15 protein-coding genes and 1 tRNA gene are annotated in these 16,532 nt (G+C 38.3%); 14 read left to right on the top strand and 2 right to left on the bottom strand.

Annotated features, from left to right (window positions below; translation table 11 throughout):
• Positions 1–11: 11 nt before the first annotated feature.
• Positions 12–674: a uracil-DNA glycosylase gene (ung, locus tag CGC64_RS18660; RefSeq protein WP_005678751.1), complete on the bottom strand. Its 663-nt coding sequence runs from the start codon at positions 672–674 to the stop codon at positions 12–14.
• A gap of 5 nt (positions 675–679) precedes the next feature.
• The gene (gene asnA, locus CGC64_RS18655; RefSeq protein WP_005678753.1) at positions 680–1,717 is read right to left on the bottom strand and encodes an aspartate--ammonia ligase; all 1,038 of its coding nucleotides are present in this window, start codon (positions 1,715–1,717) and stop codon (positions 680–682) included.
• Positions 1,718–1,936: 219 nt separating this feature from the next.
• On the opposite strand from asnA, the gene CGC64_RS18650 reads away from it, so the two are divergent.
• The 14 genes from CGC64_RS18650 (at position 1,937) to rfbF (ending at position 16,532) form a co-directional block, all read left to right on the top strand.
• Positions 1,937–2,009 (top strand) — tRNA-Arg (locus CGC64_RS18650).
• Between the two features lie 286 nt (positions 2,010–2,295).
• On the top strand, positions 2,296–3,504 hold the full coding sequence (locus CGC64_RS18645; protein ID WP_005678757.1) for a tyrosine-type recombinase/integrase: 1,209 nt from the start codon (positions 2,296–2,298) through the stop codon (positions 3,502–3,504).
• A gap of 650 nt (positions 3,505–4,154) precedes the next feature.
• Positions 4,155–4,703 (top strand): UpxY family transcription antiterminator, encoded by a 549-nt coding sequence (locus tag CGC64_RS18640; protein ID WP_005678761.1) that lies wholly within the window; start codon positions 4,155–4,157, stop codon positions 4,701–4,703.
• 84 nt (positions 4,704–4,787) lie between these two features.
• On the top strand, positions 4,788–6,713 hold the full coding sequence (locus tag CGC64_RS18635; protein WP_005678762.1) for a polysaccharide biosynthesis protein: 1,926 nt from the start codon (positions 4,788–4,790) through the stop codon (positions 6,711–6,713).
• Positions 6,714–6,747: 34 nt separating this feature from the next.
• Complete coding sequence (locus tag CGC64_RS18630; protein ID WP_005678763.1) at positions 6,748–8,064, top strand: nucleotide sugar dehydrogenase; 1,317 nt, start codon at positions 6,748–6,750, stop codon at positions 8,062–8,064.
• 4 nt (positions 8,065–8,068) lie between these two features.
• Positions 8,069–9,136, top strand: coding sequence for an NAD-dependent epimerase/dehydratase family protein (locus CGC64_RS18625; RefSeq protein ID WP_005678764.1), 1,068 nt, complete (start codon positions 8,069–8,071; stop codon positions 9,134–9,136).
• Positions 9,137–9,666: 530 nt separating this feature from the next.
• Positions 9,667–9,939, top strand: coding sequence for an IS66 family transposase (locus CGC64_RS18620; protein WP_412096087.1), 273 nt, complete (start codon positions 9,667–9,669; stop codon positions 9,937–9,939).
• 262 nt (positions 9,940–10,201) lie between these two features.
• On the top strand, positions 10,202–10,603 hold the full coding sequence (locus tag CGC64_RS18615; protein WP_032855398.1) for an IS66 family transposase: 402 nt from the start codon (positions 10,202–10,204) through the stop codon (positions 10,601–10,603).
• A 53-nt stretch (positions 10,604–10,656) separates the two neighbouring features.
• Complete coding sequence (locus CGC64_RS18610) at positions 10,657–10,872, top strand: transposase domain-containing protein (RefSeq protein WP_005678768.1); 216 nt, start codon at positions 10,657–10,659, stop codon at positions 10,870–10,872.
• A 215-nt stretch (positions 10,873–11,087) separates the two neighbouring features.
• A complete protein-coding gene (locus CGC64_RS18605; RefSeq protein ID WP_005678770.1) occupies positions 11,088–11,939 on the top strand; it encodes an acyltransferase family protein in 852 nt (283 codons plus the stop codon).
• Between the two features lie 124 nt (positions 11,940–12,063).
• Entirely contained in the window at positions 12,064–13,512 is a 1,449-nt protein-coding gene (locus CGC64_RS18600) for a lipopolysaccharide biosynthesis protein (protein WP_032855401.1), read from the top strand.
• A gap of 1 nt (position 13,513) precedes the next feature.
• On the top strand, positions 13,514–14,686 hold the full coding sequence (locus tag CGC64_RS18595; protein ID WP_005678772.1) for an O-antigen ligase family protein: 1,173 nt from the start codon (positions 13,514–13,516) through the stop codon (positions 14,684–14,686).
• A 5-nt stretch (positions 14,687–14,691) separates the two neighbouring features.
• On the top strand, positions 14,692–15,705 hold the full coding sequence (locus CGC64_RS18590) for a glycosyltransferase family protein (protein ID WP_005678773.1): 1,014 nt from the start codon (positions 14,692–14,694) through the stop codon (positions 15,703–15,705).
• Positions 15,705–16,532, top strand: a complete 828-nt coding sequence (gene rfbF / locus CGC64_RS18585) for a glucose-1-phosphate cytidylyltransferase (RefSeq protein WP_032855406.1) — start codon at positions 15,705–15,707, stop codon at positions 16,530–16,532. Before CGC64_RS18590 ends, rfbF begins: the two co-directional genes overlap by 1 nt.

Below are 16,532 nucleotides of genomic sequence, written 5' to 3'. Positions count from 1 at the left end.
CCTGTATTCAACTACCAGTTGATTTCCGTTTCTCCATGTGCCTTTAAATAATCATTTGTCCGGCTGAAATGCTTGTTGCCGAAGAAACCGTTATAGGCGGATAGGGGAGAAGGGTGTGCAGAGGTAAGCACTAAATGCTTGTTCCGGTCAATGAAAGCTCCCTTCTTTTGAGCGTACGAGCCCCATAAGATAAACACCAGGTGCTCCTTGCTTTCTGCCAGGGCACGAATAGCGGCGTCGGTAAATGTCTCCCAACCGCGGTTTTGATGAGAACCGGCTTGGTGTGCACGTACAGTCAGTGTTGCGTTGAGCAGCAGTACACCTTGTTCGGCCCAGCGGGTTAAGTTTCCTGTGGTAGGAGCATCTGTTCCTATATCTGCTTTGATCTCTTTGAATATATTCACCAGTGAAGGCGGGAATTGTACTCCGTCGTTAACGGAGAAACAAAGTCCGTGTGCCTGACCCGGTCCGTGATACGGATCCTGTCCGATGATTACGACTTTTACCTTATCGAAAGGACAAAGGTTGAAAGCATTGAATATCAACCTTCCGGGAGGAAATATCTGATATTGGCTATATTCGCTTCTTACAAATTCTGTAAGTGTGCGGAAGTAGTCCTTGTCAAATTCCGGTTGCAAATGTGTTTTCCAACTTTCTTCTATCTGTACGTTCATAGCAATTATATAAGGTGTATATCAAGTTCTTCGCATTCTTTACGCATATCTTCGGGCCAGATGCTGGCCTGTATTTCTCCGATATGTGCTTTCCGAAGGTAGAACATACACAAACGTGACTGTCCGATACCTCCACCGATAGATAACGGGAGAGTGTCATTCATCAGGCGCTTGTGGAAATAGAGTTCCAGTCTTTTTTCTTCGTGCTCCTCTTTCAACTGACGTTGCAGGGCCTCTTTGTCTACACGTATACCCATAGACGAAAGTTCGATAGAACGTTGCAGTACATCGTCCCAAAGCAACAGGTCGCCGTTTAGTCCGGGTAGGCCGTTCAAGCCGTTTGTTGTGTAGTCGTCGTAGTCCGGAGCACGGCCGTCATGTTTCTTGCCGTCGCTCAGTTTGCAGCCTATGCCGATAATGAATACGGCACCGTATTTCTGGCAGATAGCGTGCTCACGACATTTAGGTTCCAGATTCGGATAGAGTTGGCGTAACTCCTCGGAGTGGATGAAATGTAACTTTTGAGGCAGGCACGGCTTGATTTGAGGATACATTTCGTATACCATATATTCTGTGCGAATCATGGCTGCATAAATGCGGTTAACGATTTCTTTCAGGAAGTTTACGTTTCTGTCTTCGTCGGTAATAACACGCTCCCAGTCCCATTGGTCTACATAGAGTGAATGTAGATTACCCAGTTCCTCGTCGGAGCGGATTGCGTTCATGTCGGTATAGATACCGTATCCCGGTTCAATGTGATAATCGGCTAAGGTCAGTCTTTTCCATTTAGCCAGTGAATGAACTACTTCTGCTTGTGCGTCGCCCAAATCTTTTATCGGGAAAGAAACAGGTCGTTCTATTCCATTCAAATCATCGTTGATACCCATGCCTTTCAACACAAACAGGGGGGCTGTCACACGTCGCAGGCGTAGTTCGGATGATAAGTTTAATTGGAAGAACTCTTTTATTTGCTTGATTCCCAGCTCGGTCTGTTTCAGGTCGAGAAGCGGTTTGTAGTTCTTAGGTTTTATCAAGTAACTCATAGGTTTGTTAAATGTTAATTGTCGGCAAAGATAGGAATAAAAATGATATATGTATTGAGATTTCTCTAAAAGATTGTCAAATTGATAAAGTATGTGCTATAAAGCATTTCAAAATAACAGAGTGTTAACAGGTGTGGGTACTTTAATAACTATAAAAAAAGAAGAATCATTAGGAAGATGAGAAGATTTTTTATACTTTTGTCCTCGCATAAAAAGAATGGCCCCGTAGCTTAGTGAATAGAGCGTCAGATTCCGGTTCTGAAGGTCGTGCGTTTGAATCGCACCGGGGTCACATGGATATCCCTTGATAATCAGTAGATTATTGAGGGATTTTTGCATTTAGTGGTGTTGTTTTAAGGGCTGATAGTGTTACATATTGCGTAAAAAATAAGAATTAGTTATTAAAATAAGGTAAAGCGGCAAGTTATTTCGATAATTGTATGTTCTGTAGTGAAGAAATAGTGGAATGTGAATTATGGAGAGTGGTTATTGTAAAATTCGGATAAAACGTTTTATTCGGATCATTCAATATCTATAAGTTTACGTTTGGTTATATTTGTTTTGAGAAATAATTTTGTATGGCAACAGTAAAAGTAAAATTCCGTGCATCTTCCGTCGCTACGAAAGAAGGTACACTTTTCTATCAAGTGATTCATAAGCGTATAGTAAGACAAATACATACCGGATACAAGTTGTTTCCTGCGGAATGGGACGCGGTACATTCGGAGGTTGTTCTGTCTTCGGTAACCAGTGAAAGTCGGAGAGATTATTTGCTTTCTTTGAAAAATTCTCTGTTGGAGGATAGTGTAAGGCTGAAGAATATTATTACCCGTCTTGAGCGTTCAGGCATTGCTTATACTTCAGATAGTTTGGTAGAACTTTATTGTGCATCCACAGAGCATAGTGGTTTCATATCCTTTACTCTTCATCTTATCAAGGAGTTAAATCAAATTGGCAAACACCGTACCGCTGAAACTTATATGACTACATTAAACAGCTTCGTACGTTTCCGGAAAGGGAAAGATGTCCTGCTGGAAGAAGTTGATTCCAGTTTGATGATGAAATATGAGAGTTATTTGAAGTCTACCGGTATTTGTCCGAATACCACCTCTTATTATATGCGGAATCTTCGGGCTATTTATAATCGTGCTGTGGAGAAGGGCTTGACGGTTCAGCGAAGTCCTTTTAAATATGTTTATACAGGGATAGATAAGACGGTCAAACGTGCTATTCCGTTAGAGGAGATTCGCCGTTTAAAGGAACTTGATCTGACAAAGAGTCCTTCTTTGGCTTATGCGAGAGATATTTTCATGTTTTCATTTTATACCCGTGGTATGTCATTCATTGATATGGCTTTTTTGAGAAAGAAAGATTTGCAGAACGGAATTCTGTCTTATCGCCGGCAGAAGACGGGGCAACAATTATTTATCAAATGGGAGAAGCCAATGCAAGAAATAATTGACAGGTATGATACTCAGGGGAGCCCTTACCTGTTACCTATTATACGAGATATGGAGGTAGACGGAAGGAAACAGTACAAGAAAACTGCCCATTTGGTGAATCAAAAACTGAAAAAACTTGGGATGCGGTTGGGGGTATCTATACCTTTAACTACGTATGTTGCCCGCCATGCCTGGGCTAGCATTGCCAAGAGTAAAAATATTTCCTTGTCTGTTATCAGTGAAGCTATGGGACACGACTCGGAGAACACTACCCGCATTTATCTCGCCTCATTGGATACTTCTTTGGTAGATAAGGCAAATAGTCTTATTCTTAAATCATTGTAGAGATAAGATAATCTACCATATAGCCATGAAACTGTAAATCGGAAATATGTATCAAAGGATATGTATGATTTACTGTTACTTTTTTTTGCACATTAAAACTTTCCTAAAGTAAGGATATAACAAAGTAAAACAGGATCCGGATACGATTTAATAGTCATTATGCATCATTCTTAATTCTATAATGATATCGTACTGGTTATTAAAGAGAAATAACTACAAGAAGGGATAATATTGATATAAGCTAAATTTGTTTAGCAAAATATAGTTCTCTCTATAAGAGAAATACTAACGGGCACAAAGGTACGTAATTTATTGGAAATAACAGCATAAAACAGATGTAATTTTGGGTAATTGCTTCTTCTAGAGAAGGATTTACTTAACAAATGTTTAATTATTATTAATTATATAATGATTGTAATTGCTTGATATCTAAATTGTTAAATTAAAACTTACACCCTGTTATTTATCTTATAGAGAGAAATAAGAAGTAAGGTTGTAAATAGACCTTGAATGCATCTTGTATGGTGAAGATGAAACAGTCTGATAATAACGGGGAGGAATCTCTTATTTTTGTGGAATTTGATTGTAACTGCTTGATATATAGTTTTATATATGATCGGGCAGGACTAGGATAATTGTCTTGAGGTTTTATGGCGCTTCTGAAGAATGAACAACGGATGCATTGGTATGTAATGCGTGACCTCAAACGTCCCAATGCTAAATTGCCTGCTTATAAGCAGCTCAGTGATGAACATCTAGAAGTATTTACTCCTATGCAATGGCGGTTAAAGTTGAAAAATGGCAAACGAATTCGTGAAGAAGTACCGTTTATGCAGGACCTGCTTTTTATCCACGATACAAGAGAAGTTCTAGATCTGTTTGTTCGTAAAATACCGACCCTTCAATATCGTTACCAGAAAGGTGGCGGTTATTGTCAGCCTATGATGGTTGCCGATTTGGATATGGAGCGTTTTATACGTGCTGTCCGAGGTTCGGAAAATCCTAAATATTATTTACCTGAAGAGATAAGCGATACAATGTATGGTCGTATGATCCGTATTATTGGAGGTCCTTTTGAAGGTTATGAAGGCCGTCTGCTTACTACCCGTGGCTCTAAAGTCAAACGTCTTCTTGTCGAACTGCCTAATTTCTTTTCGGTGGGTGTAGAAGTAAATCCTGATTTGATAGAAATAATATAATTATGTACGATTATATACTATTATTCTAGTTGTTTATAATCAGCGTTGTAAGAATATATGATAATTAATTGGGGGATTTAAATTATGAAACACGCATTTGACCGTTTTATTCATTATTTACAGAAAAACTACTTTAGCTATTGGGTTGTATTGGGAATCGATACATTCATAGCTTTACTGTGTACTTGGGTGTCATTTATTGGCATTCATTATATTACGGAAACTTCCAAAGAAATAGTTTCACTTTTCCATATCTTGGCGGTTTCAGTTATATCGAGTGTTTTGGGGGCTACTCTATTTCATACTTATCGTAATACGATTCGTTTTTCTCAGTTGAAGGAATTATGGAGGTTGGCGGGAAGTGTGCTCATAAAGGCTGTCTGCATAGCCATTGTCATTTGGTTTCTTCTGCCACAGACGGGATTACATAACAGTCAGAAAATAATTTTTGTACTGTTTGACGCTATGCTTACTTTTATTGTTATGGTCGGGTTTCGTATGCAGTTGATTATTGTTTATGAATTCTTACTGAATGTACTGAATAAAAAGAATATGCGTATTCTGATTTATGGTATTGATGATAAGAGTGTGGCATTGAAAGTCCGGTTACTGAACAGTTCTCATTATAAAGTTGTAGGTTTTTGCATTTATGGAACAGGTAATTCTATTCGGCGTGTGGCTGATCTTCCTGTTTATTCTTTTAAAGATGAAGAGTGCTTCAATAAACTGATTCATAAGAAATGTATCGGAGGTATCTTGTTTGCCCGCTATGAGAATACCCGTGAAGAGGAAGGACGTTTGCTTCAGTATTGTAAAAGAAACGGGTTGAAAACATTGATAGCTCCGAGTATTAGTGAGGCTGACGAAAACGGAAGTTTCCACCAGTGGGTACGTCCTATCAAGATTGAGGATTTGCTGGGTCGCTCAGAAATTCATATTAATATGGAGGAGGTGATGACTGAGTTTTGTGGCAAGGTTGTGTTGGTGACAGGAGCTGCCGGTAGTATTGGTAGCGAGCTTTGCCGGCAATTGGCTCAGATGAATATCAAGAAACTGATCATGTTTGACTCTGCCGAGTCACCTCTGCATAATGTCCGTCTGGAATTTGAGAAGAATTATCCCGGTCTTGATTTTGTTCCTGTCATTGGAGATGTCCGCGTGAAAGAGCGTCTTCGTATGGTGTTCGATATCTATCACCCTCAGGTAATCTTCCATGCTGCTGCTTATAAGCATGTTCCGTTAATGGAGGAAAATCCCTGTGAAGCTGTGCTGGTCAATGTGGTCGGTTCGCGTCAGGTTGCTGATATGGCTGTGGAATACGGAGCTGAGAAAATGATCATGGTTTCTACCGATAAGGCGGTGAATCCGACCAATGTAATGGGATGCTCGAAACGTCTGGCAGAAATCTATGTACAGAGTCTGGGATGTGCTATTCGTGAGGGAAAAGTGAAAGGTCATACCAAATTTATCACTACCCGCTTTGGAAATGTCTTGGGTAGTAACGGCTCTGTAATTCCCCGTTTTAAGGAACAAATCGAGAATGGTGGTCCTGTCACAGTGACTCATCCCGATATCATCCGTTTCTTTATGACTATTCCCGAAGCTTGTCGCCTGGTAATGGAGGCCGCTACTATGGGTGAGGGCAATGAGATTTTTGTCTTTGAGATGGGCAAGGCTGTGAAGATTGTTGACTTGGCTACTCGTATGATCGAACTGGCCGGTTATCGTCCGGGTGAAGATATTGAAATAAAGTTTACGGGATTACGTCCGGGTGAGAAACTTTATGAGGAAGTCCTGAGTGATAAGGAGAATACGATTCCTACAGAGAATAAGAAAATTATGATAGCTAAGGTACGTCATTATGAATATGCTGATATTCTTGACACTTATGCGGAGTTTGAGAAGTTGTCGCGTACAGTAAAAATCATGGATACGGTGAGGTTGATGAAGAAAGTGGTACCGGAGTTTAAATCGAAGAACTCACCGCGGTTTGAGGTTCTGGATAAATAATTAGAATAATCTATAACACTAACATAAATCAACAATGGATATGAAAGATTTAAAGATTGCTGTTGCAGGTACCGGATATGTTGGTCTTAGTATAGCAACGCTTTTGTCGCAACATCATCAGGTGACGGCAGTCGATGTGATTCCCGAGAAAGTAGATATGCTTAATCGTAAACAATCACCTATTCAGGATGAGTATATAGAGAAGTATTTGTCCGAAAAGGCATTGAATCTAACTGCTACGCTTGACGGTGCTCAAGCATACAGTGATGCGGATTTTGTAGTCATAGCAGCTCCTACTAATTATGATCCGGTGAAGAATTATTTTGATACTCATCATATAGAAGATGTCATAGATCTTGTTTTAAGTGTCAATCCTGATGCTGTGATGGTAATCAAGTCTACTATTCCTGTAGGATATTGTCGGGGACTTTATTTGAAATATGCCCGTAAAGGAGTAAAGAAGTTTAATTTGCTTTTTTCTCCGGAGTTTCTTCGTGAGAGTATGGCTCTTTATGATAATTTATATCCAAGTCGTATTATTGTTGGTTATCCAAAATTTATAGAGAGCGAACAATTTAAAGAGGAAAATGAAGCAATCAAGGCTGTTGCGGATATTCCTGCCCTAGAGAAGTCTGCACGTACTTTTGCCGCTTTGCTTCAGGAAGGAGCAATTAAGGAAGATATTCCTACTCTTTTTATGGGTTTGAAGGAGGCGGAAGCTGTTAAATTGTTTGCTAATACCTATCTTGCTTTACGTGTCAGCTATTTTAATGAACTTGATACTTATGCGGAGATGAAGGGGCTAGATTCTCAGTCTATAATACAGGGTGTTGGTTTGGATCCTCGTATTGGCACACATTATAATAATCCTAGTTTTGGTTATGGTGGTTATTGTTTGCCGAAAGACACGAAACAACTATTGGCTAATTATCAGGATGTACCTCAAAACATGATGAGCGCTATTGTAGAGAGTAATCGCACAAGAAAAGACTTCATAGCTGATCAGGTTTTGTCTAAAGCTGGTTATTACACTGCGTCCAGTCAATGGGATGTTCACAAAGAACAAAATATAGTGATCGGTGTATATCGTCTGACCATGAAGTCAAATTCAGATAATTTCCGTCAAAGTGCCATTCAGGGGATTATGAAGCGTATTAAGGCGAAAGGTGCAGAGGTTATTATTTACGAACCAACATTGCAAGACGATGAATCATTCTTTGGTTCAAAAGTAGTAAATAACCTGACTAAGTTCAAGGAGATCAGTCGGGCCATCATCGCTAACCGTTACGACGCATGCCTTGACGATGTGAAGGATAAGGTATATACTCGTGACATTTTCCAAAGGGATTAATTTTATGGTAACATACAACGTCAGTCTGGAGAATAAAGTGGTTTTAGTGACCGGTGCAGCCGGTTTTATTGGAGCCAATCTGGTGAAACGTTTGCTGGCTGAGTTTGACAGCATAAAGGTCATCGGTATTGATAGTATAACCGAATACTATGATGTACGTTTAAAGTATGAACGCTTGGAGGAGTTGTCGGTTTATGGTGACAGATTTGTTTTCATAAAAGACAATATTGCCAAGAAAGAAATCGTAGAGTCAGCCTTCACTAATTACCGTCCGCAAGTAGTGGTGAATCTTGCAGCACAAGCTGGTGTACGCTATAGTATCACTAACCCTGATGCTTATATTGAAAGTAATCTTATTGGTTTTTATAACATTCTAGAGGCTTGTCGTCATTATGGTGTGGAGCACTTAGTATATGCTTCTTCAAGCAGTGTATATGGAAGCAATAAGAAAGTGCCTTATAGCACTGATGATAAGGTAGACAATCCTGTATCACTTTACGCTGCTACTAAAAAAAGCAATGAGTTAATGGCTCATGCATACAGTAAGCTCTACAATATACCAAGTACTGGTTTGCGATTTTTCACTGTCTATGGTCCCTGTGGACGTCCCGATATGGCTTACTTTAGTTTTACTAACAAACTGTTGAAGGGCGAGACCATTCAGGTTTTCAATTATGGTAATTGTAAACGTGACTTCACCTATGTGGATGACATTGTAGAGGGCGTTGTCCGTATCATGCAGCATGCTCCTGAAAAGAAAAATGGTGATGATGGATTACCAATTCCTCCTTATAAAGTATATAATATCGGCAATAATTCTCCAGAAAATCTTTTAGACTTTGTAACAATCCTTCAGGATGAACTTATTCGTGCAGGTGTACTTCCCAACGACTATGACTTTGAATCCCACAAAAAACTAGTACCGATGCAACCCGGAGATGTACCTGTGACATATGCTGATACGACTCCTTTGGAACAAGATTTTGGATTTAAACCGTCAACATCACTACGTGTGGGATTGAGAAAGTTTGCAGAGTGGTATGCTAAGTACTACGGGAATATGAAAAAATAGTGTATGTATTTTATTCTAAACTGTTTATTTTTTTTGCACTACTTTAACGGGCCAGTTGTGGTACTTCATGATAATAACTATATAAAGCAACACAAAAGATAGACTGTCAAAGTCAACATTATATCCATGCATACAAGAATTCTCGCTAAGTAATTCAAATTGGCTATTGTAAAGATCTTTCTGCCCTCAATGGTACGCAGTTTGAGGACCTCTGTAGGGCTATTATGGAGTTACTATTGGACGAGAAGACTCTACATTAAAGGATGTAATCTTAACGGTAAGCCTGTTCCCTATGCAGTTGATATCAAGACGGAGGATTGTCGGTCAAAGTGGTACAGATGAAGACTATTTTACAAAAAATGATCTGGAAAAGCCAATCCATGATATTAATGGACCCCCAAAAAAATAATCCGTTATGTGAAGTACTTCCCCAATATGAGTTAATTCTCTGTTGGGTGCATGTGCGCAATAAGTTTGCTATGACCTAGGAGGTAAACAAGGATGCGAATGCCGAATAGTTTGTCCAGAAAATAGGTGAATTGTATATGGTAGAAGCTGAATGCATCCTGAAACGGTTAAAGCCTCACGAGATAAAGAAACGACGAAGTCAGGATGATGTGACTCGCATTTTAACTTCCATATATGAAAGGGCGATGAAACTGTTGAACAGTAAACGGAAACATTATGGTGAGATGATGAGGAAGTCACTCAGTTATATGATCAACGGCTGGGAAGAGCTTCAAAATTACAGGAAGGATGGTCGGTATACCATAGATAATATGCTTGTTGAAAGAACCATCTGACCTTTTACAATACATCGAAAAAATTCATTGTTTTTTAGTATTGAAGAGGGCGTTGAAACAGCACTGACATTTTTCACTCTTATTGAAACCTGCAAGAATGTAGGTCTTAATGCCCGTGGCTATATCGCAACAACAATTAAGCTTTTGCTGGACGGGAATGAGAATTATGACGACCTTGTTCCTATGTCAATGGCTGTGTAATACATTATAAATTGTTAACTTTTTAATTGCTCAAAAGTTCATCTTCTTGATTTTTAAGAGGGTGGATGCTATTGAGTGCTTACGGAGGGGAAACCTGATTTTATGTGACGGCTGCCAGAGCTATGACTGGATAGCCAAGACAGGCAGAGTGGTGTGTCGCTGCTCCGCCCATGCTAGTCGTGAATTCGAACGGGCAAAGACTGAAAATGTACTTTTATCAAATTTAGGTCTTGCTTCTCTTTCCAGAAGCATTTATGGGGTGGAAGACCAAATCAAGGAATTGTGCCTTATCGGTGCGGATAAGATTGTCTACTGGAAATCGAATGCAGAAATAGTCTGGCAGTCTTTGTTAGCTTGGTGTGTTTTCACTGTAAATGATGTGCCCCCCAACAGCCAGATGCATAAGGCTTGTAATTATATAATCCGTCACTATGATGAACTGACAGCTTATATGGATTATTGATATGGTTCCAGTGGACAATAAACACTACGGAATCGTCTATTCGTGCTTTAGTCATGGGAAAACAGAATCATCTGTCTTGTCAGAACGACGAGCCATGCCATTATGCTGCAGTGATGTACACATTCTTTGCAGCCTGCAAGGTACTTGGTATTAATCCGGAGAAATGGTTATCTGATGTCCTCGATAAGATATCTTTAACTCCAAAAGAAAAATTGAGTGAATTGCTTCCCCAGAACTGGATAAAAAGCAATTCTCAGGCGAAAGTTTAATCAATCAAAATTATAATTTTTCAAATGCATCGGTGTTTTTCAGAGTCGATGCTGTTTGGTGGACCTTATCACCGAACGGTTATTAAGAAAAGTTGCATTGCTAGTGATGCAGGTCTTCTTTTGAATATCATAGAAGGTGCGTGGAACTCTGGTTTAATGATTACTCCGCACATTAACATAAAATCTTGGTAAAGCACATCTTAATATATAGAAAAATGGCAACAGAAAAGAAAATTTTACAGGATGTGGTATTATTAAGACCGTTAGCAATCTTGCTGATAGTCATTTACCATTCCTTTATTATTTATATGCACGAATGGGATGCCCCAGTTGCCTTTCAAGACATAAAGGCTTATTGGTGGATTGCCAAATTTGCTATTAGCTTCTCTCTGGAGCTATTTGTATTCTTTTCCGGATACATATATTATTTACAATGCAGTTCTAAGGGCAACAATACACTAAGCCTAATTAAGAATAAGTTTCGGAGACTATATATTCCGGCGATAGTTTTTAGTGTTGCATATATGTTGTTATTTTACAGAGACAAGTCTTTATCCTGCTTGGAAATTATTCAGTATTTGATCACAGGTGCAGGACATCTATGGTATCTACCGATGTTGTTTGGTGTATTTCTTTTTGCTTCATTACTTCTAAAGCTTCCCGATACCTTATTCAAATGTATGTTTATTGCTTTAGCATGTCTTGCTGCAATAATACAAACTATACACTTACCGCTTAACTTATCTTTTGTTCTATATTATACCCCCTTCTTTTTATTGGGTTACGAAATTAACAAATATAGACATATTGTCCTTAGGAAATGTGTAAACACTCAAAACATTGTGATTACTGTTATCATGTATTTCCTGCTATTTATTATTTGTAATTACACTAAAGAATATATAGACAATAATGAAGTCGAGATGTTTCAATTTGTACTTCCTATTGTGAAGGTCATGGTGAAAGTTGTCCATCTAATAGTTGCTTTTCTTGGCATTATTGTATGCTATATTGTTGTTAATAAATATCTTATAGGGGGGGAGTGCCAGCGTGTTTCAAAAACTTAAACGAAAATTGCTTTGGAGTTACCTCTCATCGCATTGTTAATTACAATTACTAGTTCTTATTTACTAACCTTTTTATTTAGGAAGAGTAAAGTTGGACGTTTATTAATCGGATAAAAAACAGACCGTGGCTCAAGTTGATTCAAATAAGGTAAAGAATGCGACTAAATGGTCGTCAATAACTGAGATTGTAGCTAAGCTAATCAATCCAATTACTTCCATGGTGTTAGCGCGACTGCTAACTCCAGAGGCTTTTGGCGTTGTAGCTACAATTAGTATTGTTATTTCCTTCTCGGAGATATTTGCCGATGCCGGATTTCAAAAATATCTTATTCAACATGAATTTAAAGATGAGAGAGAACATTCTCAGCATACAACTGTTGCATTTTGGTCTAATCTTTTTGTTTCATGTCTTATATGGTTATCAATCGCATTATTCCGTAATGACTTAGCAGAAGTCGTTGGTTGCTCAGGATTAGGTAATGTGTTGATGATAGCATGCATTTCCATACCTCTTACAGGGTTCTCTAGCATTCAGTCTGCATTATTCAAAAGGGACTTCGACTTTAAAACACTGTTCTATGTAAGAATGGCAGCTTTGATGGTACCGCTCTTGATTACCATTCCGCTAGCAGTTATTTACAAAAATTATTGGGCTCTTATTATTGGTACTATCAGTTCCAATATTGTAAATGCGGTAATCTTAACTTCGAAATCCAAATGGAAACCGACTTTATATTATAGCTTCCAACAGCTTAAGGAGATGCTGTCCTTTACAATATGGACTATTGCTGAATCAATATTGGTATGGCTAACCCTGTACTTAGATTTATTTATTGTAGGAAAGGCGCTTGATTCGTACTATTTAGGATTATACAGAACATCAATATCTATAGTAAACCAAGTTACAAACATTGTAGTAGGCATATTGGTACCAGTGCTTTTTTCCGCATTATCACGTTACCAGAATGATAAGCAAAATTTTGATAACACTTACTTCAAATTTCAAAAATCGGCAGCACTCCTAATTTTTCCCATGAGTGTTGGTATTTATGTGTATAGCGATTTAATTACAAGCATAATGTTAGGTGGCCAATGGGGTGAAGCCGCAGGTTTTGTTGGCCTTTGGGGCTTACTTAATGCACCTGTTTTGGTATTTTCTCAGTTCGCGGGTGAAGCATATAGAGCCAAAGGAAAACCCAATATAGCATCATTATCGCAGATACTTCACCTTATTGCAGTCGTACCTGTAGTAATAGTATGTATCAGATATGGCTTTGAAACATTATACATTGGCAGATCTCTTGTCAGAATTGAAGCAGTTTTTGTAAATATAATATTGTTGGCCGTTTATATAGAGATCTCCCCATTAAAGATGCTGAAGAATTTAATGTCTATAACAATAGCATCTCTTCTTATGGGACTTGTAGGTTATTACATTAGAACACTATCTGATGGAGTGGCTTGGCAGTTCGTTTCAATTTTCATCTGCATTGTATTATATTTTGGATTTATATATTTAGTGCCTTCAGAACGAGAAAATCTCTTGGACTTAAAATCAATCATAAAAAAGTAAAATGACTACACCATTACAATATACAAACCAAGATGTGACATTGATGAAGATACTGTGCTTCTTAATTCTAGTTGCACCTTTTTCGCATTTTATTTTTAATTATGGAATACTGCTATTCTTTGCAATAGTTGGTATATCTATATATTATCTCTTCAGATTGATAGGTAGTGGTAATCTCCCAAAATATTCTCATCTATTATGGGTATTTGTTGCCATCTGGTTTCTTGCTTGGTTTTTCAGTCGCAAACAGGTTTTTCAAGAGTCTTCATATTCAACCAGAAATACGACAGAGCTATTAACTCCTGCTATTGTGTTTTTTTTGCTCTTTTATCCGTTCTATTTTTGGTCTCGTTCAGGGTGCTTAACATATAAAAGACTCAAAGTGTTTTTTATAATACTGCTCATTGTTAACTTCATTAACTTTTTAAGTTCATATATTGGATTTTCATTTGATACGGTTCATGGATCTTCTGTAAATGCGGCATATCCCCTAGTTTGCTTAATGCCGCTTGTTGGTGTTGTTTGGGATAGAAAAAATACATTGTTCTACTTATTATTGGCACTTGTCGCAATCTCCTTTTTGTCCGCTAAAAGGGGAGCGATGCTCTCTGCACTCGCATCTTTTTTAATAATGTTATATTATTATTCTAAAGACAAGAACACAGGAAAGATAAAAATCATTCCAATTCTTCTGATGTTGTTAGCCGCAGCTGGTGTGCTATACTATATATACTCAACCAATGTTAATTTGCAGATAAAAATCGACAATACAAGTGAGGGCAATTATTCCGGCCGCGAGAATATATACCTTATTCTTTGGGAGTACTGGCTTTCTCTGGACTTTCATGCTCAACTATTTGGTGAGGAATTCATGAAAGCAGTCGATCTTGTTGGATTTGATGCACACAACGATTGGTTAGAGATATTATTGGATGCAGGTTTAGTTGAAGCTGCTGTTTACTTATTAATTCTTTTGACCTTTTTAAGAAAATCATTGTCGAAACAAACCTGTTTGACTCCTTGTGAAAGATACATGCTATCTAGTGCGATTATTATTTGGATTACACGTTCTTGTATTTCTGATGGATTTACAGGAGCAGATTGTAGGTATTATATGATTGCGATAGCATTTGTACTCGGCCGAGAGGAATATAATAAAATATACTCAATTTAATAAATATGAAAATAATTGTAGCGGGAATATACTTATACCCGATGTACCAAGAGGCACTGGCAAGTGGTCTTGAATCAATCAATCAGGATGCACATAGAGTTGTGTTGCTTAATGGACATTCTTGGGATCAATGCGTTGCATATAAGAATAGTAAAATAGTAAAACAGGCTGTGGATGACATTAAGCCAGATTGTTTGTTCCTGTATCGAGTTGAAATCATATTTGCGGGGGTACTTCGGTACTTAAAACATAAGTACCCTCAAATGAAGATTTTTATCTACCACAACGATGATCCTTTCCGTAAAACTCTTCATAGGAGATTAAAAAGCTTCCATTATTTGCGGTGCGTGAAATATGCTGACATTACATACGTATATCGTCCTGTTAATATTGAAGAGGCAAAGCAATGGGGTGCGAAAGAAGCCAAATTATACATGTCGCACTATTATTCAAAGACAGATTTAAAGGAATATACACAAGATCAACTTAGTAAAAAGAATGGTCAAGTTGTATTTTTAGGCCATTATGAAGACGATCAGAGAATAACTTATTTTAACGAGTTATTTAAGAGGGGTATAAATTTCCACATATATGGACCTGATAACTGGAAGGAAATTTTTATTGCAAATAATTGGCCGATAGAAAAATTACATAATATTATAAGGGGTGAGGAATACGTAAATACCATAAAGTCTGCCTCTATAGCATTAGCATTCTTCTCTACAGCCAACAGAGATGAATATACCAGACGATGTTTTGAAATACCTATCTCTGGAACAGCCTTATTACAGCAAAGGACGAAGATAACATCATCGTTGTTTAGGGATAATGAAAACGCGTTGTTATTCGACACTATTGATGAGTTTATTGAGAAAATTGAGTACTATCTCGGGCATGAAACAGAATTATGCAATATTGCATGGAATGGGTATCAGTATGTGAAGAATGGCCAGTTTTCCGAGATATCAAGAGCTCATATGGTTCTAGAAGATTATGAACAATTAATAAAGACAATATAGTGAAAGTAGTTCTCCTTGCCGGTGGCTTCGGCTCCCGCATCTCTGAGGAATCTCAGTTCAAACCAAAGCCAATGATTGAGATTGGCGGTATGCCTATTCTTTGGCACATAATGAAGGAGTATGCCTACTATGGACATACTGAGTTTATCATCTGCGCTGGTTACAAGCAGGAGTATATCAAGGAGTGGTTTGCTAACTACTTCCTTCATAACTCTGATATCACCTTTGATTACCGAAATGGAAAGAATGAGATGACTGTTCACCAGACAAACATGGATCCATGGAAGGTGACTGTAGTTGATACTGGTTACAACACAATGACAGGTGGTCGTATCAAGCGTATCCAGAAGTATGTAGGTAATGAGTCATTCCTGATGACCTATGGCGACGGTGTGTGCGATGTGGAGATTGACAAGTTGATCGAATTTCACAAGAGCCATGGCAAGCTTGCTACCCTTACAGCCGTCAAGATGGCTCAGGACAAAGGTGTGTTGGACATTGAGGAGGGTGCTGTAAAGTCTTTCCGAGAGAAAAATGCTGCTGATGGTGCTCCTATCAACGCGGGTTATATGGTGCTTGAACCTCAAATTTTTGATTTGCTTGAGGGCGGAGATGCTTGCGTATTTGAGAAGACTGCTCTTGTGAAACTGGCAGAGCAAGGTGAACTGATGTCATATGTCCATACTGGTTTTTGGCAGTGCATGGACAATATTCGTGAGAAGAATATACTTGAGAAATTGCTTGCAGAGGATAAAGCTACATGGAAGCGTTGGGACAGAACTGTTCCTAATCTTGAGTACCGTAATCGTATGACAAAGGGAGAATAA

Source organism: Bacteroides caccae, assembly GCF_002222615.2.
GTDB classification, from domain to species: Bacteria; Bacteroidota; Bacteroidia; order Bacteroidales; family Bacteroidaceae; genus Bacteroides; species Bacteroides caccae.
This window is presented reverse-complemented; position numbering and strand designations above follow the sequence as displayed.